This window comes from Methanoculleus sp. SDB (assembly GCA_001412355.1).
Lineage (GTDB): Archaea > Halobacteriota > Methanomicrobia > Methanomicrobiales > Methanomicrobiaceae > LKUD01.
The window spans coordinates 23,918-47,605 of record LKUD01000023.1 but is presented as its reverse complement, the minus strand read 5'-3'; the positions used below and the strand labels follow the sequence as shown (position 1 = coordinate 47,605).

General features: G+C 63.0%; 18 protein-coding genes. 7 read left to right on the top strand and 11 right to left on the bottom strand.

The features are described 5' to 3' along the window. Positions 1 to 136 precede the first annotated feature (136 nt). Both APR53_08110 and APR53_08105 read left to right on the top strand, forming a co-directional pair. Entirely contained in the window at positions 137 to 967 is an 831-nt protein-coding gene (locus tag APR53_08110) for a hypothetical protein (protein ID KQC05350.1), read from the top strand. Between the two features lie 56 nt (positions 968 to 1,023). Then, a complete protein-coding gene (locus APR53_08105) occupies positions 1,024 to 1,293 on the top strand; it encodes a hypothetical protein (GenBank protein ID KQC05334.1) in 270 nt (89 codons plus the stop codon). Positions 1,294 to 1,417: 124 nt separating this feature from the next. Here APR53_08105 and APR53_08100 read toward each other — a convergent pair whose 3' ends face one another. Next, entirely contained in the window at positions 1,418 to 2,632 is a 1,215-nt protein-coding gene (locus APR53_08100) for a hypothetical protein (protein KQC05333.1), read from the bottom strand. Positions 2,633 to 2,797: 165 nt separating this feature from the next. Here APR53_08100 and APR53_08095 point away from each other — a divergent pair, with 165 nt between their 5' ends. After that, a complete protein-coding gene (locus APR53_08095) occupies positions 2,798 to 3,601 on the top strand; it encodes a hypothetical protein (protein ID KQC05349.1) in 804 nt (267 codons plus the stop codon). Positions 3,602 to 3,832: 231 nt separating this feature from the next. Here the strand turns inward: APR53_08095 and APR53_08090 are convergent, their stop codons facing one another. From APR53_08090 to APR53_08055, 8 genes are all read right to left on the bottom strand, one after another. Continuing rightward, positions 3,833 to 4,282: a hypothetical protein gene (locus APR53_08090; protein KQC05332.1), complete on the bottom strand. Its 450-nt coding sequence runs from the start codon at positions 4,280 to 4,282 to the stop codon at positions 3,833 to 3,835. Next, complete coding sequence (locus APR53_08085) at positions 4,279 to 4,674, bottom strand: nucleotidyltransferase (GenBank protein ID KQC05331.1); 396 nt, start codon at positions 4,672 to 4,674, stop codon at positions 4,279 to 4,281. The genes APR53_08090 and APR53_08085 overlap by 4 nt, the downstream gene beginning before the upstream one ends. A gap of 167 nt (positions 4,675 to 4,841) precedes the next feature. Next, positions 4,842 to 6,998 carry an alpha-glucan phosphorylase gene (locus APR53_08080; GenBank protein ID KQC05330.1) on the bottom strand — a complete coding sequence of 719 codons (2,157 nt, stop codon included), beginning with the start codon at positions 6,996 to 6,998 and terminating at the stop codon, positions 4,842 to 4,844. A gap of 67 nt (positions 6,999 to 7,065) precedes the next feature. Further along, on the bottom strand, positions 7,066 to 8,571 hold the full coding sequence (locus APR53_08075; GenBank protein ID KQC05329.1) for a 4-alpha-glucanotransferase: 1,506 nt from the start codon (positions 8,569 to 8,571) through the stop codon (positions 7,066 to 7,068). Beyond that, complete coding sequence (locus APR53_08070; protein KQC05328.1) at positions 8,568 to 10,937, bottom strand: hypothetical protein; 2,370 nt, start codon at positions 10,935 to 10,937, stop codon at positions 8,568 to 8,570. Before APR53_08070 ends, APR53_08075 begins: the two co-directional genes overlap by 4 nt. Further along, positions 10,934 to 12,859 carry a glycogen branching protein gene (locus APR53_08065; protein KQC05327.1) on the bottom strand — a complete coding sequence of 642 codons (1,926 nt, stop codon included), beginning with the start codon at positions 12,857 to 12,859 and terminating at the stop codon, positions 10,934 to 10,936. Before APR53_08065 ends, APR53_08070 begins: the two co-directional genes overlap by 4 nt. A 46-nt stretch (positions 12,860 to 12,905) precedes the next feature. Next, positions 12,906 to 14,105, bottom strand: coding sequence for a glycosyl transferase family 1 (locus APR53_08060; GenBank protein ID KQC05348.1), 1,200 nt, complete (start codon positions 14,103 to 14,105; stop codon positions 12,906 to 12,908). A gap of 188 nt (positions 14,106 to 14,293) precedes the next feature. After that, a complete protein-coding gene (locus APR53_08055; protein KQC05347.1) occupies positions 14,294 to 15,127 on the bottom strand; it encodes an ATP-binding protein in 834 nt (277 codons plus the stop codon). Positions 15,128 to 15,267: 140 nt separating this feature from the next. Between APR53_08055 and APR53_08050 the strand changes: the two genes are divergently transcribed. Then, complete coding sequence (locus APR53_08050; protein ID KQC05326.1) at positions 15,268 to 16,689, top strand: hypothetical protein; 1,422 nt, start codon at positions 15,268 to 15,270, stop codon at positions 16,687 to 16,689. A 69-nt stretch (positions 16,690 to 16,758) separates the two neighbouring features. Here APR53_08050 and APR53_08045 read toward each other — a convergent pair whose 3' ends face one another. Then, positions 16,759 to 17,028: a hypothetical protein gene (locus tag APR53_08045; protein KQC05325.1), complete on the bottom strand. Its 270-nt coding sequence runs from the start codon at positions 17,026 to 17,028 to the stop codon at positions 16,759 to 16,761. A 215-nt stretch (positions 17,029 to 17,243) separates the two neighbouring features. Between APR53_08045 and APR53_08040 the strand changes: the two genes are divergently transcribed. Both APR53_08040 and APR53_08035 read left to right on the top strand, forming a co-directional pair. Continuing rightward, positions 17,244 to 17,618, top strand: a complete 375-nt coding sequence (locus tag APR53_08040; protein ID KQC05324.1) for a hypothetical protein — start codon at positions 17,244 to 17,246, stop codon at positions 17,616 to 17,618. Then, the gene (locus tag APR53_08035) at positions 17,615 to 19,924 is read left to right on the top strand and encodes a hydrogenase expression protein HypA (GenBank protein KQC05323.1); all 2,310 of its coding nucleotides are present in this window, start codon (positions 17,615 to 17,617) and stop codon (positions 19,922 to 19,924) included. The genes APR53_08040 and APR53_08035 overlap by 4 nt, the downstream gene beginning before the upstream one ends. A 35-nt stretch (positions 19,925 to 19,959) precedes the next feature. Here the strand turns inward: APR53_08035 and APR53_08030 are convergent, their stop codons facing one another. After that, entirely contained in the window at positions 19,960 to 20,700 is a 741-nt protein-coding gene (locus APR53_08030; GenBank protein ID KQC05322.1) for a TrmB family transcriptional regulator, read from the bottom strand. A gap of 398 nt (positions 20,701 to 21,098) precedes the next feature. On the opposite strand from APR53_08030, the gene APR53_08025 reads away from it, so the two are divergent. After that, positions 21,099 to 23,687 (top strand): ATPase P, encoded by a 2,589-nt coding sequence (locus APR53_08025; GenBank protein KQC05346.1) that lies wholly within the window; start codon positions 21,099 to 21,101, stop codon positions 23,685 to 23,687. The last annotated feature ends 1 nt before the right edge of the window (position 23,688 follow it).

Genomic DNA, 23,688 nt, shown 5'->3' with positions numbered 1-23,688 from the left:
CTCAGGAAACACCTCGAATTTAGGGGTAATCGTGCAGCGGCTCGGGTATTGGCGGTGACGTGTAACGAACGGGAGTATTATCAGCAGCCGCACCGAAAATTATTCAAAATAAATTGAAATGCTGGTGCTCCTCGTTATGGCCATTGAATTTCTGTATATCCTCGCGCTGCTCATAACCGGGACTGTCGTCGGGTTTGCCTCCGGACTGCTTGGTGTCGGGGGCTGTTTCATCATGGTCCCGGTCCAGTTCTGGGTCCTGACCTCGATGGGGCTTGATGCCGGCACCGCCATTCTCGTCGCATTCGGGACAAACCTTGCCGTGGTATTGCCCACGGCTATCTCCGGTGCGTACGGCCATCATACAAAGGGTGCCGTCGTCTGGAATGCAGCAGTCACCATGGGAATCGCCGGATTTTTCGGCGCACTCCTCGGCGGCTATATCGCGACCCTCATTCCGGGCACCTACCTCACGGCCCTCTTCGGCTTCGTCATTCTTCTCGGCGCGGTAAGGATGTTCACAGCAAAACCCCCGGTGATCGAGAAGGAACCGGTCGACGACGTAGCAATCTTCCTCCTCTGGGGGATCCCGCTCGGGATCCTCTCCGGGATCATCGGCATCGGAGGCGGTGTCATTCTCATCCCGATACTCGTGCTTGTTATGCACTTCCGGATGCATGCTGCCGTCGGAACATCGACCGCCCTCATGATCTTCACCGCTCTCGGGGGGACCATCGCCTATATCATCAACGGATGGAGAGCGGTCGGGCTGCCCGCCTACTCGCTGGGGTACGTCAACCTCCTCCAGTGGGCGCTTCTTGCCGGCACCAGCATCATCATGGCGCAGGCCGGGGTGCGGGCGGCCCACCGGCTCCCGGCACGACAGCTGAAGCTGGTCTTTATTGCCGTCATGGTCTACATGGGCCTGAAGATGATGGGGGTCTTTTCCCTGCTCGGGCTGCCGTTGTAACCAGGGCACCGGGCGTCATAAAATGGGCATAAAACTTCAATTCCACCCTTCCGGCGATGAATTATCCGTTTTCCCCCGATATCACGACAGATACCGAACGAAGAATGATGCCCTATGAAAGTCGGCATCATCCGCTGCCTCATGACCGAGGACATCTGCCCGGGAACAATGGATTTATTGTCACAAAAGAGGGAAAAGGCGCATTCGCAGAGACCGGCCCTGTTGAGATCGTCGGGTTTGTGACCTGCGGCGGGTGCCCGGGGAAGCGAGCCATCCCGCGGGCACAGATGCTCCTTACGAAGGGTGAGGGGGCGGCGCTCCAGTGAGATTCGTCTGTTTCCCGTATCGTCGTGCCCCGTTCGCAGGGGATGGTATGCAGGCGGTCCTCTACCCCGGTTCCGGTCCAGCCATCCGTCGCGTTCGCATGCGGACGGTCCGGCGACCGGAGACTCATTGAGAAACGCCGGGAGACGGGCCGCTCTCCTCTTCCGTCACGTTCACGACAAACCACCCGCCGCCGTAGAACGACCCCTCGAATATCTGGTGAAACCGGAACACGTAGTCTCCCGGAGGGGTGGCGGGTGTCGTGTTCACCGTGATCTCCGCATAGTACGTCTCGTGCGGGTATGCCATGAAATCCGGCGGAGCAATCGAAATCTCCATCTCCTCCGGCATGGGCAGGGCCGCAGCCGCGCTCGCCCGCCCGGTCACGCGGGAGAGGACGCGGAGATGCACCCGGCCATAGCCCTTCTCGCGCGATTCCGTCACGATTTCGCCAGTGCCGGACGTTCCCGCTTTCACGCGGATCTCGTCGGGCCAGAAGATGCGGGGCGTCCCGAAGTGGGAGACGCCGGGTGTTACCGCCTCCCCCGGTTCGGAGAGGGAGGCTGGCGGTGACGGCGGCGCAAAGGGCCCGACCGAGGATGCGACGGCGAGAAGCTCCTCCTCGTCAATACTCCCGCGAAGCCAGCAGGTTGCGTTCCCGCTGGTCCAGGAGACCTGGTTCTCGCCGATTCCCTTCACGAGCGTGGCCGGGACGCCGTTCGCGGTGACGGCCCGGGGCTCGGGCATCGAGATTGCGAAGGCATAGGGAGGGTCCCCCGCACACGTCTGGACGAGCAGCATTCTCGCGCTCCGGTTGGTATAGACGACCTCCCGCCGGGGGCAGGGATCGGCGTAGATCCGCACCACAGAAAACCCGTAGCCCGCGGGAAGATATGACGGGACGGCCAGCGGGCAGTCAAATCCGGGATCTTCCGCGGCATCTTCGAGCGTGGCATATTCCTCCGGTGCGCCCGTTGCCATGCAGGGAAACGGTTCCTTGACCCACTGCCAGTGTGCCACGACAACCGAATTATTCCCCACATCGACAAACACCCGGTAGAGCGAACTCCGGTTGCACAGCCTGAATGTCACGACGGGGTACGTCCCGGAGACGGTCCCTTCGGGGCCCGTCGACTGCCATGTTGCCGGCGCGACATCCACGATCTCGTAGTCGTCGCTGTGTACGGGGAGGTTCTCCCGGACGCCCGGGTCGGCAAGCGCGATGGCAATCGCTTGTTCGGTCTCGTTCATCGTACGGTCTTCACGGGATTCATCCAGGCAGCCGGCAGCGAGTATGAGACAGAATACCACGATCCCGATCCATTGTGCGTGCCGATCCATGTCGTCCTCTCCGGTACGGGAGGTATTCGTTCACCTGCCCGAAATTATTTGTCCCGGGAATCACCCTGATGCCCCGGGACCGGAGTGGACCAAAAAAGCCCCGTGCACATGCCGGCACACTGCATGCATGCACATATATCCCCGAACGTTCAGGAAGTATCTGTCATGGACATGCTGGTCACTGCCTCATTTGCCGCCGTGGTGCTGCTCGAGATTGCCATCCCCCTCGGCCTCGGCCTCTGGTTTGTGCGCCGTTTCGGGGTTTCGTGGAATATCTTCATCCTCGGTGCGGCCTTCTTCGTGGCCGTGCAGATCCTCCATACCCCGCTGGTGCTGCTGACGCAGGGGCCGCTGTACGCGTTCCTGAACGGTGTCCTTACAGACAAAAACCTCGTTCTCGCCGCTTTAGCGCTCTATCTCGGCCTGCTTGCGGGCCTTTTCGAGGAAGTAGGGCGCTATCTCATCTTCACCCGCTTTTTCCCCCGGAAGGACTACGCCCTCTCCTGTGAAAACGGCCTCATGTTCGGGGCCGGATGGGGCGGGATCGAGAGCATCCTCGTCGCCCTGCTCGTGCTGTCGAGCATGGCAAGCTACCTCGTCCTCTCCCAAAGCCCTGATCCCTATCTCGGCCTCCCCGACGACCCGGCCGTCCGGGCGCAGGTCGCAGCCCTCCTCGCCCTCACCCCGCTCGACATCCTGCCGGGGCTCCTCGAGCGGATGATGACCATCACGCTCCATATCGCCTGGTCGGTACTCTTGCTCGCCGCCGTCGTCAGGGAGCAGCGGTCACTGCTTCTGCTCGCGGTGCTCTGGCACGCGGGCGTCGACGCCGCGGTCGTCGTAATCGCGCAGACGGGAGGGATCTGGGCGGCGGAGTTCGTGATTCTGCTCTTTACCGTGCCGGCCCTCTACGTGCTGTGGCGGGCATACCGCCACATAAAAAATCAGAGAGAGAATCCAACTTTTTGAATCATAGCCCGAACGTTATTCACCCGGTCCCGTGCATTACGGACGGCATCCATCGCGATATTCTTCATATCGCAGGTGGCTGTAGGATACTTTCTCCCCTTCCTGTCAAAGAGCGTCACAGCATCCCGCGGGTGGAAATGGCTCAAAAATTCCCGGACCGCTCCGGCCCTTCCGTGCTCAGGGGCGAATGCCTGCCTGTCTGCCGCACCCGTGCATCGGGCCGTCGCCGGCTCACGGAGCCTGGCGCCCCTCCGCTGATTGCAGGAAAAGCTCGACCTCCTGCCGGAAGAGAGCGAAATCCCCGATATGCTCCTTCAGGAGAGAGAATGCAAGTGCGTCGTCGATTGCCCCGTAGCGGTGGACGACGATGTTTCGAAATCCCTTCATCGCCTTCAGTTTCTGCCGCATCCCGGGCCCGAGTACTTCGTTCCGTACGAGATTCTCAAGGATATCCTCATCGGTGCCGGGGACGCCGAGACGGAGATCCGAGTTTAAGATGGCGCATACATCAAAGACGTTCTCGATGGCGTACTCGATACGCTTGTAGATGCCGTCTTTAATCAGGCCCAGCCGGCTGAAAGAGTCAGCTGAACCGGGAAGGTGCGTTTCGACCAGATCAACGCTCTCCGTCATCTCCTGAAGTTTGATGCGGATGGCCGTGCTCCGGATGGGCTCCGTCATACAATCGCCTGCTTGCCGATGTAGTCGTACAGCCGGTGTTTGAACGCCTCGAACTCCCGGATTGTCCGAAGAGCAACATCGTAGAGAAACCGTTCATCCTGACAGTAGAGGACCCGTCCGGACAGGACCTCCGTCCGGATGTAGAGCGGAAGGTTCCCGAAAATCTGCACGTCGTACCGGTCTTCGAAGAGTTCGGAGAGCACCCCGAACCGGAACCGGGAAGCCTCCTCCGGGTCGCCATCATAATAAATGCAGATATCGATATCGGATTTTTTTCTCTCCCGCCCTTCGGCCACGGAACCGTAGAGGATGATGAAACGGACCTTATCGAAACCTTCGACGGTTTTGAGCCGATCAAGTGCATCCTGGATGAACTGCTCCGTTGTTCTCATTCCGAAAGCCCCTCGTTTGATAGTGGCATCTCCCTCGCATTAACGTTTCCGTGAGGATTGCGGCCGCCGGAAAGTCTGGCGCTGCCGGGAGAGGCGAGGAAGTCCGATGAAAGAATAGCACGTCAGTGTGCGATGCTCCGGCCGAAGGCAATCGAAAATTTTCTCGCCTACGGCGGGGGAACGGGGTATCCGGCGTTCCGCAGCATCACGGGATAGTAGTTGTGCACGTACTCGCCGACCATCCGCCGGGCCGAAAACCGCGGGGCGATGCTTTTGATCGACTCCTTCATCATCCTGACCCAGCCGTAGGGGATGCCGTCCATGCCGGTCGCGTAGTAGAGCGGGATGATCTCCTTCTCGAGGAGGTCGTAGATCGCCCGGGCATCGGCCGCGTCACGGTCCCCGTCAGGAGTCTCCTCCCCGAAGATCCAGCCGTTTTTCCCGTTGTACGCCTCGGGCCACCAGCCGTCCGCGATGGAGAGGTTAAGGACGCCGTTCATCGCCGCCTTCATGCCGCTCGTCCCGCATGCCTCCATCGGGGGGAGGGGATTGTTCAGCCAGACATCGACCCCGTGGACGAGGTACTGAGCCGTCTGCTCCCCGTAATCTTCCACGAAAGCGATTCTTCCCCCAAAATCCGGCTGCTGGGCGAAGCGGTAGATCTTCTGGAGGATTTGCTTCCCCTCCTCGTCGGCCGGATGCGCCTTGCCCGCGAAGATGATCTGGACGGGCCGCCAGCGGTTGGTGAGAATCCGCTCTATCCGCTCGAGATCATGGAATATGAGATCCGCCCGCTTATAGGTGGAGAACCGGCGGGCGAAGCCAATGGTGAGCACGGCCGGATTGAGCATGAGCCCCTCCGCGACGAGGTTCTCGGAGGTGTCCAGCCACGCCGCCCACTTGCGCCGCTTCATCTCCCGGATCCGGTTGATGAGCTTCGCCTTGAGCCAGAAGTGCGTCTCCCAGAGCTCCCGGTCCGGGATTTCGTTCACCAGCTCCCAGAGCTCGGGGTTGTCGTGCTCCTGCTCCCAGTGGGGGCAGGCCGGGTTCATGGTGGTGTTGAAGAGCAGCCGCATCCGGGGGTTGAGCCAGGTGCAGAGGTGGACGCCGTTCGTGATCGAGTCGAGGCGAATCCCGCGGTCGCCCTGCTCCGGCCAGAGCCTGCGGAGCATCCCGCGGGTCACCTCGGCGTGGCGGCGGCTGACGGCGTTATGAAAGCCCGACATTCGCAGCGCAAGCGCCGTCATGTTGAAGTCCGCATTTTCCTGCGTGGCGCCGAGGGCGAGGAACGCCTCGCGGTCGAGGCCCAGCCGGGGGTAGTACTGGCCGAAGTACTTATCCATCAGCTCCGCGGGGAAGACGTCATGGCCGGCCGGGACGGACGTATGGGTCGTAAAGACCGAAGTGCCCCGCACCTGCTCCCGCGCCTCCGCAAACGACATGCCCTTCTCCACCCGCTCCCGGATCCGCTCGAGAAGAGCGAATGCCGGGTGCCCTTCGTTTAAGTGGATCGCCGAGTATTCGACGCCGAGCTCCTGCAGCACCTTCCGCCCTCCGATCCCGAGCACGATCTCCTGCCTGAGCCGCTCCTCCCGGTCGCTTGAGTAGAGGTGCGAGCTGATCGTGCGGTTCTGCGGGCTGTTCTCCTCGATATCGGTATCGAGCAGGTAGAGCGGGATCCTGCCGACCTGCACCTTCCAGACCGCCGCGGAGATCGGGGGGTCGAAAAACGGGACGCGGACAACCATCTGCTCGCCCCCGGCGCTCTTCACCCGCGTCACCGGCGATGCGTCCCGGTCGAGCGTGACCCGGATGGCGTCCTGCCAGCCGTCGTTCCGGATGTCCTGGTGGAGATACCCTTCCGAGTACATGAATCCCACGGCCACCATCGGCACATGGAGATCGCTGCACTCTTTGAGGTGGTCGCCCGCGAGGAAGCCGAGGCCGCCGGCATAGAAGGGAAGGGAGTGGTGCAGGCCGTATTCGGCTGAAAAGTAGGCGACGGTGAGGTGCTCTCTTGCGGGATACTGCTCGTGGAACCAGCCGTTCATGGACCCCATGTAGCGCCGGAAGAGATACATGATGATATCGTAGCGATGGAGGTACTCCTCGTTTGTCGCCGCCCGTTCAAGATATTCATGGGGAATGACGCGGAGCATTTTCACCGGATTGTGAAGGCACTCCCTCCAGGCCTGCCGGTTGAGCTCCTTGAAGAGGATGCGGGCTTCCGGGTGCCAGCTCCACCAGAGATTGTACGCCATATCGACGAGGCCGGAGATGCGATCCGGAACGTGCGAAAAATTGAGAGCGTGGATCTGATCCATGGTCAGGCTCCGTATACAGGAATTATGGAGGCGGCACCATTTATTGTATCCGATTGCGACCCGGCAATCACGCCCTGCCGTAGATCTCCGTCATCCGCCGGAGGCGTGCGGCGAGATCGGCCGTCAGGAGGTCCGGATCGCAGCGCCACTCCCAGTTTCCCCCCTCCGACCCCGGGATGTTCAGCCGCGCCCGGCTGCCGAGGCCGAGGAGATCCTGCACCGGGATGATCGCGAGCCGGGCGACCGACATCATCGCAAGCCGGATCAGCTCCCCGGGCGCCTCCCCGCAGGTGATCTCCCGGCCGAGGTAGCGGAAGAGGCGCTTTCTGTCACCGGCCGCCAGTTCCTGCGCAAACCATCCCGCGACCGTGTTGTTGTCGTGGGTGCCGGTGTAGCAGACGGCGTGCCGTCCGATGTTGTGGGGGATATAGGGATTCGTCGCGATATCCTCGCCGAAGGCAAACTGGAGGACCGCCATCCCCGGAAACCCGAGCCGCCGGATCGCCGCCCGCACATCGTCGGTGATTGTCCCGAGATCCTCCGCGATGAAGGGCAGATCCCCGAACACGGTCCGCATCCGGTCGAAAAAATCGGCGGCCGGGGCGGCAATCCACCTCCCCGTCCGGGCGGTCTTCTCGCGGGCGGGGATCTCCCAGTAGGCGACGAACCCGCGGAAGTGGTCGATTCTCACGAGGTCGAAGAGGGTGAGGTTCCGCCGGATCCTATCGGTCCACCAGGAATAGCCCTCCTCCCGGTGCCGGTCCCAGTCGTAGACCGGATTCCCCCAGCGCTGGCCGTTTCTGCTGAAGTAGTCGGGCGGAACCCCGGCGACGGCCGCGGGCATTCCCCGGTCGTCCAGCCTGAAGAGGCGCGGGCGGGCCCAGACATCCGCGCTGTCGTGGGTGACGTAGATAGGCATGTCGCCGATGATCCTGATGTCTTTCTCCCGGCATACGGCGTGAAGCCGCCGCCACTGGCGGTCGGCCAGGTACTGGACGAAACGCTCCCGCTCGAGGCAGCCGGCGTACTGCTCCCGTGCCCGTCCGAGGGCCTCCGGCACGCGATCCCGGAGTTCGGGCGGCCACTCCGGCCAGGCCGTCCCGCCGCAGCGGCGTTTGAGGCAGGCGAAGAGCGCATAGTCTTCGAGCCAGCCGGCCTGTTCGGCGCAGAACCGGCGGTAGTCGTCGCTTTTTCCCGCCTCTTCGAACCGGGAGAAGGCCGTATCGAAGGCCCGGTGCCGCACCCGCTCCGCCACGGCGTAGTCTGTCGTATCCGGCGGAAGATCGGGAGCCGGGTCGAGATCGCCCTCGTCCAGAAACCCGTCCGCGACCAGCAGGTCGGGGCTCACGAAGAGGGGGCTGATGGCGAATGCGGAGGAGCTGTGGTAGGGCGAATGCCGGGTGGCGCCGCAGGTGGGGGTGAGGGGGAGGATCTGCCAGCAGTGCTGCCGTGCGCCGGCAAGGAAGTCTGCGAACCGGGAAGCGCCGGGGCCGAAATCGCCGATGCCGTAGGGGCCGGGGAGGGAGGAGATGGGGAGGAGCACCCCGGAGCTCCGCCGTGAAAGCGGATTCACCCTGCCACCTCCATCCCGAGCAGCGCCGCAAGCGCCCGGCAGGCCCTGAGCCACCGCACCGCGTCAGGATCGCCGCGCCCTTCCCGTTCGGCCTGCTCCGCGAGCTGCCCATGCATCAGGGAAAAGAGGAGGTTCTGGCTCTCCCACGTATCGGGCGTGAGCGGGATCCGGCGGAGGGCCGACAGCAGCCCGAGCGCATCCTCGAGGGGGCCGGGATCCCCCGTCCGTTGGGCGGCGTTCCGGAGGAGGGCATTCACCTGCGTCCGGGCCGCGGGTGCGAGCAGTGCGGGGTAGGGCGGGATCGCGTGCCGTACGAGTGTTCGTGCGGCAGTGCTGATTGCGGCGGTATCCGGCGTGCCGGCCGACAGGAGGGCGTACAGGTCCGCATTGAGGCGATAAAAGGCGGCAGCCCGCACCGTCAGGGGATCGGGAGCGCCTGTCAGCGCCTCCGAAACCGGCGGAAACTCGCGGGAAAAGGCGCGAAGGGCAGCGTCGAGGGGAGCCCCCCGCCCGGCGATCCTCTCCCGGAGGACCTGCTCGCGTTCGGCGGGAAAGAGGTCGCCGACGGTGAAGACACGGTCGAAATGCCGCGCAAGAAACGTGTGCGCATCCGTGTCGCCCCGGGTCCGGAGGAGCCCGAGGAGCGCATCCGGACTGACGGCCGGGGCGACCCGGACGCCGGCCAACGGCTCCCCCGCGGCCGTTCGCACCACCGCGGCGGCGATGCAGGTCTCCTCCCCCGTACGGTGCGAGCGGATGCGGATCGTCGACGCCGCATCGTCACCGGACCGGACGTCGGCCTCCGTCGTCACCTCGTGGGCCCCGGTGCATGCGACGGCACCGAACGCAGCGCAGAGGGCGAAATGCGCGCCGATGCCGGCACGATCGATGCGTGAGGATGCGGCCCGCGTTGCATAGATCCGGGCTCCGTCGCCTTCGGCGTGGATGTTGCTCCGCGCCCCTGCGAGGATGGCGGTGAACTCCGGCTCGGCGTCCGGCCCTCCGAGCGCCTTCGCAAGGTCCATCGCCCGGCAGGCGTCCGCCATCAGCTGGACGGCTTCGATCCCGGCGATATCGTCGAAGTACCACCCGCAGGAGGTGTACATCATCATGGCGTGCCGCGCCATTTCGAGAAGCATGCACGCCCGAATCCGTTCGCCGGGGGAAAGGCTCCGGCCCGCCTGCCCGGCAAGGAACCGGTCCGCAATCGAGGGATCGCGGAGCACCCGGATGTACTCCTCCCGCGCTTTCCACGGATCCGGGCAGAGGGGACGGAGCGCTGACTCGAAGAAGGGGTCGAGTGTTCCCCGGAGATAATCCACGGCATCGCGGAGCTGCCGGCGCCAGCCGTGCGACCACCCGGGATATGCGCCGGTGGTGCAGGAGCAGCCGCTCCGCCAGCGCTCGAGGCCGTGGGCGCAGCTCCAGGAGGTATGTTCGCTGATCCCGACCTCCGCCTCCGGGGGATGCTTCTCCAGGAACTCGCCGTAGACGGTCAGCCGGGCCCCGGAATGGCGTTCGATCTCCCTGAGGCAGTACGCGAGCGCCATCTCCCCGAAGCGGTGGTGGTGGCCGTAGGTCTCGCCGTCGGTGGCGACGGAGACGAGGGACGGCGCATGGGGTGCGGGTGCCGCGAGGAGGCAGGATGCGAACCGCCCCCCGTCGGCAAGGAGGTCGCCGAATGCGACGGCCGACGAGATGCCGGCGTCGTAGAAGAAGATGTCGATCGTCTTTTCCGAGGGGAGCGGGCAGCGGTAGGGGCGGGTGGTGTCGAGGGCGCCGCCGGCAACAGGCATCCAGTCACCGCCCGGAAGGCGCACCCGGCTCGCCTGCGCGGGCGAGAGGATGGTGAAGGCAATCCCCGCCGCCGCGAGGGTTTCGAGTGTCGGATAATCGACGGCGCACTCGGGCAGCCACATGCCCTCGGGCCGCCGGTTGAACCGGGATACGAAGTCCTCGATCCCCCAGCGCACTTCGGCCTCCCGGTCCCGCGCCGTTGCGAGGGGAAGGATGGTGTGATGATAGGCCTGGGCAATCGCGCTCCCGTGGCCGGCGAACCGCTCGCGGCTCTCCCGGTCGGCGTCGAGGAACGCGGCATAGACCGCGGGCCGCTGCGTCTCGAGCCAGCCGAGGAGCGTGGGGCCGGCATCGAAGCTGACGGAGGCATAGGTGCTGACGATGTCGGCGATCATGCCCGTGTCGGAGAGGATGCGGGCCGCACTGTTGGGAGCGTAGCACTCGGCCGTGATCCGATCGTTCCAGTCGTGGTACGGAGCGGCCGACTCTTCCCGGAGCACCGCCGAGAGCCAGGGATTTTCCCGCGAGGGCTGGTAGAAATGGCCGTGGATGCAGATATGGCGGTTCATTGCCACCTGCCCTCCGGGCGAAGCACCACCACCCCGAGCGGCGGAAGGGTGAGGGAGAGCGAACAGGAATGCCCGTGGAACGGGACCGGCTCCGCTCCGCACCCCCCGAAGTTCCCGCACCCGCTCCCGCCGTAGCACGAAGCGTCGCTGCAGAGGAGTTCCCGCCAGGAGCCGCCCGCCGGGACGCCGATCCGGTAGCCGTGCCGGGGCACCGGCGTGAAATTGCAGGCCGCGAGGATGGTGCTGTCGTCGCTTTTCCTCAAATAGCTGATGACGCTCTGCTCCCAGTCGAGGTGGTCGACCCACGCGAACCCTTCCGGCGAGAAGTCCCGCTTGTGCAGGGCGGGCTCGGAGCGGCAGAGGCGGTTGAGGTCGCGCACCCAGCGCCGCACGCCTTCGTGGGGGGCATAGTCGAGGACGTGCCACTCGAGGCTCCGGGTATGGTCCCACTCGGCCCGCTGCCCGAACTCCCCGCCCATGAAGAGGAGTTTCTTGCCGGGGTGGGTGTACATGTACCCGAAGAGAAGGCGGAGTCCGGCGAACTTCTGCCAGTCGTCGCCGGGCATCCGTCCGATGAGGGAGCCCTTCCCGTGGACCACTTCGTCGTGGGAGAGGGGCAGGATGAAGTTCTCCGAGAAGGCGTAGAGGATGCTGAAGAGCAGCTCGTCATGGTGGTACTTGCGGTAGACCGGGTCCTTTGAAACGTAGCGGAGGGTGTCGTGCATCCAGCCCATGTTCCATTTCATCCCGAAGCCGAGCCCGCCCGTATAAGTAGGACGGGTCACCATGGGCCATGCCGTCGACTCCTCCGCGATGATCTGAACGTCGGGGTGCTTTTTGTAGGCGACTTCGTTGAGCCGCCGCAGGAAGGCGATCGCTTCGAGGTCCTCGCGCCCCCCGTAGCGGTTGGGAACCCATTCGCCCGAGGCGCGGGCATAGTCGAGGTAGAGCATCGAGGAGACGGCGTCGACGCGAAGCCCGTCGGCGTGGCATTGGCCGAGCCAGAACATGGCGCTCGAAAGCAGAAACGCCTGCACCTCGTAGCGGCCGTGGTTGAAGATGCAGCTCGTCCATTCGGGATGCAATCCCCGTGCGGGATGGGCGTGCTCGAAGAGGTGGGTTCCGTCAAACCGGGCAAGGCCGTAGTCGTCGGCCGGGAAATGGGAGGGCACCCAGTCGAGGATCACCCCGATCCCGTGCCGGTGGAGCCGGTCGATGAGGTGCATGAAGTCGTCAGGGGTGCCGAACCGGGAGGTGGGGGCGAAGTAGCCTTCCGTCTGGTAGCCCCATGACCCCTCGAAGGGATGCTCCATAAGGGGGAGAAACTCGACGTGCGTAAACGCCATGTCGCTCACATAATCGGCGAGCGCTTCGGCCATCTCCCGGTACGTGAGCGGCCGGTCCCCGTCCCCCGGCACCCGCCGCCAGGAGCCGGCATGCACCTCGTAGATGGCGATCGGGCTTTCGTGCCCGTTGTGCTCGTGGCGGGTTTCCATCCAGGCGCCGTCGCTCCACTGAAACGCGGACTCCCAGATGACCGACGCCGTGGGGGGAGGGGTCTCCCAGAAGCGTGCAAACGGATCGCCCTTGTCGGCGGTAAGACCGTGATGCCGCGAGACGATATGGTACTTGTACCGCATCCCCTGCCCGGCGCCCGGGACGAATCCCTCCCAGACTCCCGAGCTGTCGGGCCGGGAGGAGAGGGGGTCCGCCTGCGGGTCCCATCCGTTCCAATCCCCGATCACCGAGACCGAGGCGGCGTTCGGGGCCCAGACGGCGAAGAAAGAGCCGTCCTCCCCGCCGTGCCGCATCGGGCGGGAGCCGAACTTCTTATGGAGTCCGGTATGCTCGCCCCGTTTAAACAGGTAAATATCATAATCGGTGATGATATCGGGGACGGAGCCCCCTGATTCCGTTGCCATGATCGTGTGCCGTTCGTGCAGGGTATCACCGCCAAACCGTATCGGTTCAGGTCGTCTCCACGGCCGCAACCGCGGCATATACCTCAAGCATCATCGTAATGACCTTATCCCATGTAAAATTCTTTTCCACTTTCCTGCGTCCGGCGGCGCCGAACGCCTTGATGGAAGTGGGATCGTCGAGGAGATAGTTAACTGCCCAGGCAAAGGACTCCGGCGTCACCGACACTCTGATCCCATCGACGAAGTTCTCGATGTTCTCGGCGAGTCCGCCGACATCGGAGGCAACCACGCAGCGGTTTGCGCTCCACGCCTCGGTGAGCACCAGGCCGAAGGGCTCGTTCCGGCTTGGAATAATGACGATGTCTGCGCTGTTGAGAAGTTTCAGGTGTTCGCCGTCTGAGATGTAGCCCGTGAACCGGACCGGCAGGCCACGCGCTTTCTCCTCGCAGTGCACCCGCATGGAGCCGTCGCCTGCGATGATGAACTGCGCATCGGGATGGTTTCGGAGGATGAGCGGGACGGCGTCGAGAAGGAGGTCGGGACCCTTCTGGTAGACGAGCCGTCCGACGAAGAGGATGAGGGGGGCGGCAGGGTCGATGCCGTACTCCCGCTTGACGGTGCCGGCGTCGACCGGCAGCCGGTACCGGTCGGGATCGATGCCGTTCGGGATGACACGGATCCTGGTTTCGGGTACGTGGTAGAGTTTGACGATTTCGTCCCGTGTTGTCCGCGAGACGGTGATGATCTGGTGTGCAATGTGGGCTGCGAACCACTCCATTCCCGAGATCTCGCCGAACTCCCACCAGTCGCCGAAATTTCCACCGTTCCTGCCGTATTCAGTGGAATGGAACGATATTACCGTGTTTCGATTCTTCAGCTCCCGGAGGGTGTCCACGAAGTGCCAGTCGTGAAAGTGGATGAGATCGAAGGGAGGCGAATCATAGTCGCGGAACCGCTCGAAAAGCTTCGCGCTCATGTCACGGCAGTACGCGACGATATTCGGCCCCGACGGAACACAGTAGTGGTAATGGACGCCGTGGATATCCTGGTCACCGGACGGTCCGCGGGTAAAGAAATGCACCTCGTGATCCCCGGCGATCTTTTCGGCAAGAGCGGTGGCGACCGGAGCGAGCCCGCCGACCCGCTCGGCATAGAGCGACTCCCAGCAGAATACAGCTACTTTCAGTCTTCTTCTGGATTTCCGGGGTTTTTTCTTCGGGGGTGCAGTGCCGGCGGGAGGGTGCATCTCCTGAACCATGTACTGGGTTTCATCTCCCGCCATCTATATAATTCCCTCCCCCGGTAGAGGGATGTGCTCAATCCGGGCGCCTGCCGCCGCAAAAAGGAAAAGAACGTGCCGACGGCACGAACCGTCATGGTTTGTCTCCCGGATCCGGTCTGGCCGGACATTCCCCGTGTCGCCGGCCTCCCCGGTCACGCCGCTTTTTCAATCGCCGCGATTAAATTCTCCATGACACGGTCGACCTGCCGCCACGTCGGATTCTCCGGGCCGGTACCCGGGCCCCGGAGGATGAACGGCCTTCCAACGTCCCCCGCTTTGCGCATCATCGGATCGAGGGGGATGGAGCCGAGAAACGGCACGCCGAGATCCCGGGCGGCCTGTTCTCCCCCGCCGCTGCCGAAGACCTCGATCTCCTTCCCGCAGTGGGGGCAGACCAAGCCGCTCATGTTCTCGATAATCCCCATCACCCGAAGGCCGATCTCCTGTGCGAACCGCACCGCCTTGCTGATATCGAGGATCGCGACGGCCTGCGGGGTCGTCACCACTACGGCGCCGGCGATGTTCGGGGCGATCTGTGCGATGGTGAGCGCCTCGTCACCCGTCCCCGGCGGGAGGTCGACGACGAGATAATCGAGGCTCCCCCAGTGCACTTCTTCGAGGAACTGGCGGATGACACCCATTTTCATCGGCCCGCGCCAGATAACCGGGCTGGTCTTCTCGGGAAGCAGAAACGCCATCGAGACGACCGAGAGGGTATCGGTCACCTTCACCGGCTCGATCGTGTTCTTCCGGTAGGAGAGAAGGTGCTTCTCCTCGACACCCAGAAGCTTGGGGATGTCGGGGCCGTGGATATCGAGATCGAGAAGGCCCGTCGGATGCCCGCGGTTTGCGAGGGCAATCGCCAGATTCGCGGCAACCGTGCTCTTGCCGACGCCCCCCTTGCCGGAGAGGATCAGGATGACGTGCCGGACCGCCATGGCGACCCTTTGGGGGCCGTGCGGGGGTGCCTTTCCGGGTTCGTCCATGCTGCTCTCTCTCGGGTACGTGCCGATAAAGGTTGCGGCGACGCAGGCGAATCGCGGTTTGACGGCGGGAAAACCGGTTCCGCGCCATTGCATAATACTTTATCCGGAAAAATTCATATCCTTCTATCCACGGGAAACGCATGACCGGACTATCTTCATCCCAGGATTCTCCCCGGCCGGGAAAAAATGATCTGCTTCACCGGGATATCTACCGGGGAATCAGGGTTCACCACATTCTCCTTTTATGTGTATTTCTCATCCTGGCCGGGCTTGGCATCTTTATCATCATCAGCCAGACCCATGCGGTCACGCACACCGCAATTGCTTCCTACCAGCAGACAGAACTCGAAATTGTCCGGGAAGCTGCCCGCAGCATCCAGGAATACGTCTATGTTCATACTGTTGTTCTGGGAAGGACCGATATCCGGACTATCGAACAGGAGATTTTTAAAAAATTCATCGAGCCCATCCACCTGCTGGAGAACGGTGACGCCTGGATCTACGCCCCCGATCACGTGGTGTTTGATCTGAGTTCTGATTTCCCCGACGAGTATCGCGGGAAAAGTATGGCCCAGATCTTCGCAATCCAGAAGGCTTTCGGCGCAAGCCATTACGAGGAGATGACCGCCGACGTCACCAATGCCCGCGAAGGCGTCGGCTATTATATCTGGCTTCCGGAGAAGGGGGAGGAGATCGCGGCATGGACACCGGTCACGGTGGGAGAGTATACATGGACGGTCGGCCTTTCCACGCCTCTTCCGGAGATCCTCGATGCAACCGGCGCCGGCACGACTATCATGACATCGTGGCTCGTCTTTTTCATGGGATTACTCGCCGCCGTGATCCTTTTCGGCGCATGGCTTCGTGCCGATATCCGGCGCAGCCGTTCCGAAACAGCTCTTCGCAGGAGCAATGAACAACTGCGCCTTCTCTCCGGCATCACCCGGCATGACATTCTCAACCAGCTCATGGTTCTGAGGGGATTTCTCGAACTATCGGGGATGGAGGTGGATGACGAACCGGTGAAGGGGTATATCGCAAAAGCGCTCCGCGCCGCTTCCGCCATCGAACGCGACATATCGTTTACGAAACTCTACCAGGATATCGGCATGCAGGCCCCGATCTGGCAGAACGTGCGGGATCTCGTAGAGAAGCAGCTACAGGTGCTCCTGCCCGACACGGTACGCTGCACGATGGATCTCGACGGGATCGAGATCAATGCGGACCCTCTGTTTGAAAAAGTCATGTATGCGCTGATTGACAATACCCTCCGGCACGGAGAGGGGGCGAGCGAAATCCGGCTTTCCTACCGGCTCACCGATGCCGGAGACCTTCTTCTGTGCTACGAAGATAATGGCGCCGGAATTGAGAGTGATAATAAGGAGCGGATTTTCTCACGCGGATTTGGTAAACACACGGGATTCGGGTTGTTTCTTTCACGTGAGATCCTCGCCATCACCGGCATCACGATCCGTGAGACCGGCACTCCCGGCGCCGGGGCACGGTTCGGGATTACCGTGCCGAAAAGGGCTTTCCGGGTGAGAACTCCCAAAAAGCAGTAACCGGTCAGGAACGATGCCGCGGGCCTTTCAGCCGCCGCACCGGGCATGCTCCGTGCCGGAGCCGGTTCCTCACCAGCGGAATTTTTCCTGCTTCTTGACAAGTTCAGCGAACGGGAGCAGCTCGTAGCCGTGCACCCTTCCGTCCTCGTCAATCCCGATCTCGATGAAGAGCTCGCATTCGGGGTGCTCCATGGCAATCACCGCCGGATCGGCTCCCTTCTGCACGAATCCCAGATCGGCGAGATTCCGCTCGATTTCGTTCACATCGCCCGCCTCGATGAGATCGAAGAGGTCTTCCACCTGTTCCATCAGGGCGATCTGCATCTCCTTATCCACCATATGCCCATAATAAGCACCCCCTGTTTATATTCGTTGGCTGATCCCCGGTGACGGGAATCGTACCGCACGGGCGATTCGCGGCTGCCGGCGGTGAAAGCGTGCCCGGCTCTCCCCCGCCCGCACGACGGCGCTCCGGCGGGTGCTCCTCTAATGAGTTGCATCAGCTTTAAAGCTGCGCGGCAGCCACCTTTCCAGTACACTTCCGGGGAACCGTTATGACACAACTGTATGCAGATTCTCGCCGCATCGCACCGGCGAACAGGGATGACTGGGAAACCGGCCGGATATGGGAGGAAGCCGGCTTCACGCCCCCGCTCCGCCACCGCGGTCTGGTCGAACTCCTCCACCGCCTTGGAATGGGAGATTACTCTGCGGCGGCCATGCTGGCACTGTCGCTCGCACGGGCGCCCTGCGACGATACCCGGGTCCGTATCACCGATCCCGGACTGCTCGCACGGGCCGCACGGCAGTTCGGCATCAGCACGGCGGAGAGGACGGACGAAGCCATCGCCCGCGATGTGGCAGACGCCGTCATCGACGAGTACGCGGAACCGCACCACCACTCTGTACACCGGAGTGGCCACGCATGAATTCAGGCTTCGACTGGCTCGCCCGCACCATTAACCGCCACCCGTACACCGTCACCGGCCTGGCGGCCGCCATCTTTGTCATCGCTCTCTTCGGAACGACGATGCTCTCCATGGAGACCGGCGACGACACCTACATCGACAAGGGCACCACCCGGGGAGCGCTCCTCAACCATTACAAGGATACCTACGGCTCCGATGCCATCATGATCCTCTTCGAGACCGATGACGTCATCAACCCGGAGGTGCTGGCGTACATCGACACGATCGAGCAGGATATCAGGAACGAGCGCTATATCGGGAGCGTAACCGGGATCGTCACCCTGATGAAGCAGGCCAACGGCGGCGTGCTGCCGGCGTCACAGGCCGATATCTCCCGGATTACGGAGAACACCCCTCCCGGCGTGCTGGAACGCTACCTGCCCTCGCAGCTGATGACCATCACCGCCATCACCCTCGATCCCGGTGTTTCCGGCGATGTCCAGAACCAGGTGCTCACCAGCATCAAGGCACTGATCCGCATCACCGATCCCCCGCCCGGCCTTTCCGTCACGCTCTCGGGAACCCCGGCATTCCAGATGGAGATGCAGGAGGAGATGGGTACATCGATGGGTATGCTGATTGCCGCCGCAATGCTCCTGATGGTGCTTGCGGTGATGCTCCTCTTCTCCCACGTCCGCTACCGCCTCCTCCCCGTCGCGGTGGTGGCGGTCGGCCTCATCCTGACCTTCGGGTTCATGGGCATCGCCGGGATACCTATCAGCATGACGGTGATCGGCGCGTTTCCCGTGCTGATCGGCATCGGCATCGACTACGCCATCCAGTTCCACTCCCGCCTCGACGAGACCGTCCGACACGCGAGCCTTGCCGAAGCGGTCACCGCAACCGTTGCGCAGGCGGGTCCGTCCGTCCTCATCGCCATGGGCGCGACATCGATGGGCTTTATCGCCATGCTCTTCGCTCCGGTCCCCATGGTGGCCGATTTCGGGATTACATGCACCATCGGTGTCGTCTGCTGCTTCATCGCCGCTCTGGTCATTGTTCCGGCCTTCGCCCTCATCATGCAGTACCGCCCGAAGGAGCATCGGGGCGTCATGGATGATGTCGCCTCCTGCGAACTCGACTGGAAAGGCTGCGAGGAGACGCCGCAGCATGCCGATCCGAGCCGCGGGTCGCTCATCGAGAAGTACGACATCCTGCTGGGCAGGCTTGCGTACGCCATCGCAAAGCACCCGATGCCCGTCATCCTTTTCTGCGGCCTTATCGCCATCACCGGTCTGCAGCTCGATATGCAGGTGCCGGTCAATGCCGACGAGGAGACCTTCGTGCCCTCGGATATGCCGGCGCTGCTGGATATGAAGAAGATCACCCGGACCATGGGGTCGACCTCGTCCATCCCCGTGCTCGTATCGGCGGACAATGTGCTTGACGGCGAGACCCTCACCTGGATACGCGACTTCGGGGACTACGAGCTGCGGGATGACAGGATCACCGGCGTTACGAGCATCGCCACGCTGCTCGCGCAGTATAACGGCGGTACGATGCCGTCAAACGAGGCGGAGGTCGCAGCGGTCATGGAGCTCATCCCGGAGGCCACCCGGGATCGCTACCTGAACGGCAACATGGAGGCGGTGATGGAGTTTTCGACGGTGGATATGGAGATGGATGTCACCCAGTCCTTTGTCAAGGACATGGCACGGGACCTGGCGTGGAACGAGCAGCCGGCGGGGGTCACCGCGAGCGTCACGGGAACGATGGAGATGTTCGCCGCTCTTATGGACGATATCAGGATGTCCAAGACCTCGATGACCATCACCGGGTTCGCCTTCATTCTTGCCTTCCTGCTGCTGGTCTACCGCAGGATCGGCGCGGTCTCCCCGCTCATCCCCATCGTCTTCATCGTGGGCTGGAACGGGGCGATCATGTACCTCTTCGGCCTCGACTATTCCCCGCTCACCGCCGTGCTCGGCTCGATGAGCATCGGGGTGGCCTCGGAATATACCATTCTCATCATGGAGCGCTGCGAGGAGGAGCGGGCAAAGGGGCTGGACATCTACGAGGCGATCCAGGCCAGCGTGCAGAAGATCGGCACGGCAATCACCGTCTCCGGCCTGACCACGGTCTTCGGGTTCTCGGCCCTCATCCTCTCGGCCTTCAACATGATCGCCAACTTCGGTCTGGTCACGGTGATCACGGTGGCCTTCTCTCTGATAGGCGCCATCTGCATTATGCCGGCGGTGATATCGCTCATGTACCGGTTTACCGGTGCGGAGAAGGTCTCCCCGCACCCCGGCAGCGCCGGCGGGTAATGCACCCCCGAGGAGGGACCGTCTTTTTTGTACGGTTATTTCTCGAGGTGCTCGACGATGCTTCGGGAGAGATAGCGGACAAGGGGGGTCGTGGTGCCGATAAATGCAAACCGTTCGGTGCCCCGGTTCCCGATGGCAAAGATCTCTTTTCCGTCGATAAAAAAAGCACACGCCATATTCATTTCCTCGCGCCTGCCCCCCGGCGTTTCCAGCATCTCCCTGAGAATGCCGCGGGCTTCGTACACGGGCAGGCTGATGCCGGCGAAGGGCTCGCGGTCGAGCACCACCACGTACAGGTTGATCCGCCGCCGGAGCTGTTTGAAGAGGTGCTGGTGGGTGCGGAGAAATGCGGGATCGTTGCACATCACGACGAGCTCATCCTGTACCTTGCGGAAAATGCCCTGGAAATGGTTTTCAATCGCCCAGTCGCTCTTGAGGGCGAACCACGGCGTGGAAGAGGTCAGGGGCTCCATCTCGAGGCTTTTCAGGGCGGCCCGCGTCTCCTCGAGAGCGGCAACGGTGTCCGCCTTGATACGATCGATCATTGGATCGATGTCAAGGCAGTAATAGGCATTGGGGGATCCCTCCTCGACGCCGATGAAGCCGCGCTGGACAAGATCGTGCAGGATTTCATAGATGCGCCCCCGTGGGACGCCGCTCACTTCGTGGATGTTGCGTGCGGTGGCTTTCCGGAGGCCCACCAGCGTCGAATAGACTTTTGTCTCGTATTCGTTGAGGCCCAGCGCACGCAGGCGGGGGGTAATGTCGCCGGTCATTGCTCCTGTATTGGGTTGCTACAGTTATGGGACTATCGTCCCGCCGGCCGATGCACGGGGACACGACCGTCCCGCCGGGCAGGGATCGCTGCCGTCACCGGCAGTGCGGGTATGCGGCCCTCAGCCCCGTGTGCGTCCCCTTCCCGGAAAATCACCGCACATGGTGCCGGAGATAGCATTTTATACGAATCCGGATTACTGCACACTAAACACTGAAGGGCGACCGCGGGCCGTTATCCGGCCGGATGCGCCCGGAGGAACGTGCGATGGACGACGACGGGCACCGGCAGGAGAGCCGGACGGACGATGAGCGGCAGGAGAATACCGGGGGCGGGCAATCCCCCGGCGAACAGGCACAAGCCCCCGATACCGCACCCGGCACGGCCCGGACCGCGGACCTGAAAGTCACCGGCATGCACTGCGCCACCTGTGCCGTCACGATCGAAAAAGCACTCGCAAAGCTCGACGGCGTCGCGGGCGCCCGGGTGAACTATGCGGGCGATACGGCGACGGTCGAGTATGATCCCGGCCGTGTCACCCTCTCAGACCTGGAAAAAGCGGTCGAGGAGTCGGGATACGGAATCGCGAACGATCAGGTGACGATCAAGGTCGGCGGGATGACCTGCGCCACCTGTGTCATGACGGTGGAAAAAGCCCTCGGAAAGCTCGAAGGAGTCGTATCCGCCACGGTGAACCTAGGGTCGGAGCGGGCATACGTTGTCTACAATCCCCGGGTGACCGCCGTCGGGGAGATGCGCACCGCCATCGAGGGGGCGGGGTACCGGTACCTCGGCATCGAGGGGGAGGATACCGAAGACCTCGAACGGAACGCCTACGAAGAGGACCTCCGCGACAAGATGCGGCGGATCATCGTGGGATTCGGCGTCTCGCTTCCGCTGATGGCGATCATGCTCCTCGGCATTCCGACACCCGTTCCGCTCCCGTGGTTCATGTTCGTCATCGCAACCCCCGCATTCCTCTACCTCGCGTACCCGATCTTCCTTGCGGGGTACCGGGCGATGAAGAACGGCACCCTGAACATGGACGTCATGTACTCCATGGGCATCGGGGTGGCATACGGCTCCTCGGTGCTCGGCACGTTTCAGGTCGTCCTGACGCAGAACTTCATGTTCTACGAGACCGCGGTGATGCTCGCGGCATTCCTCACGCTCGGGCGGTATCTCGAGGCGCGGGCGAAGGGGCGGACGTCGGACGCGATTAAAAAGCTCATCGGCCTGCAGGCGAAATCCGCCACCGTCCTTAAGGACGGGGAGGAGACGGAGGTTTCGGTCGGGGACCTCGCCGTGGGGGATGTCGTGATCATCCGTCCCGGCGAAAAGGTCCCGGTCGACGGCGAGGTGGTGAAGGGCGAAAGCTCGGTGGACGAATCGATGATCACCGGCGAACCCATCCCGGTATTCAAGAGGGAAGGCGCGTCGGTCGTCGGCGGGACCATCAACCAGAACAGCGTGCTTGAGGTCAGGTCGACGAAGATCGGCAAAGACACGGTGCTCGCGCAGATCATCCGGCTCGTCGAGGCGGCGCAGGGCTCGAAACCGCCCGTCCAGCGGATCGCGGACACCGCCGTGTCGTATTTCATCCCGGTGGTGCTCACCATCGCGATCGCCGCATTCGCGGCCTGGTACTTCCTCCTCGGCGGCACCCTGCTCTTCTCGCTGACGGTGCTTATCTCCATCCTCGTGGTCGCCTGCCCCTGTGCCCTCGGGCTGGCCACGCCCACGGCGGTCACCGTGGGGGTGGGCCGCGGAGCCGAGCTCGGAACGCTGATCAAGAACGGCGAAGCGCTTGAAGTCGCAGAACGCCTCACAACGGTGGTCTTCGACAAGACCGGCACGCTGACACGCGGAAAGCCGGAGGTCACCGATATCGTGACCTTCGGCATCGGCGATCGCGCCCTGCTCGGGATTGCGGCAACCGTCGAGCACGGATCCCGGCACCCGCTCGCCGAGGCGATCGTCGCGAAGGCGGCGATGGAGGGAATCGAACCGGGGGAAGCCACCGGGTTCGACACCTTCGGGGGAAAAGGCGTCGCTGCGATCGTCGGGGGCAGGCAGGTGCTCATCGGCAACAGGATGCTCATGTCCGACCAGGAGATCCCCAGTCCCGTCAGCCTCGAGCAGGTGATCAAAATGCGCGAGAAGGAGGGGAAGACCGTCGTGCTCGTCGCCCTCTCCGGCGAGATCGTGGGGATCATCGCCATCGCCGACACCCTGAAGGAGACCACGCCTCCCGCCATCGCGGCGCTCCGGGCGATGGGGCTTGGGGTCGTGATGCTCACGGGCGACAATGCACGGACCGCGATTGCCATCGGCCGCGAGGCGGGCATCGACCGCGTGATTGCCGAAGTGCTGCCCGACGAGAAGGCGAGAGAGGTGAAAAGCCTCCAGCAGGGCGGGGAGACGGTGGCGTTTGTCGGCGACGGCATCAACGACGCCCCGGCGCTGGCGCAGGCGGATGTGGGCATCGCGATCGGGAGCGGCACGGATGTGGCGATCGAAAGCGGCGACATCGTGCTCATCCACGACGACCTCCGGGACGTCGTCGCGGCGATCCAGCTCTCCGGGAAGGTGATGGGCCGCATCCGCCAGAACCTCTTCTGGGCGTTTGCCTACAACACGGCCCTCATCCCGGTCGCGGCGGGTGTCCTGTATCCCTTCTTCGGCATCGCCTTCCGGCCGGAACTCGCCGGGCTCGCGATGGCACTCTCCTCGGTGACGGTCGTATCGCTCTCGCTGATGCTCAGGACCTATATACCCCCGGTGCGAAAAGAAGAGATCACTGCGGCCGGACTGCCGCGGAAGGAGACAGCGTCCATGAAGAAGATTGCAATCGATCCCGTATGCAAAATGGAAGTCGACGAAGAGACGGCGAAATTCACGACCATCTACAAAGGGAAGAAATACTTCTTCTGCGGGCCGGGATGTAAGACCGCCTTCGAGGCGGAGCCCGGGAAGTATCTCGACTGAA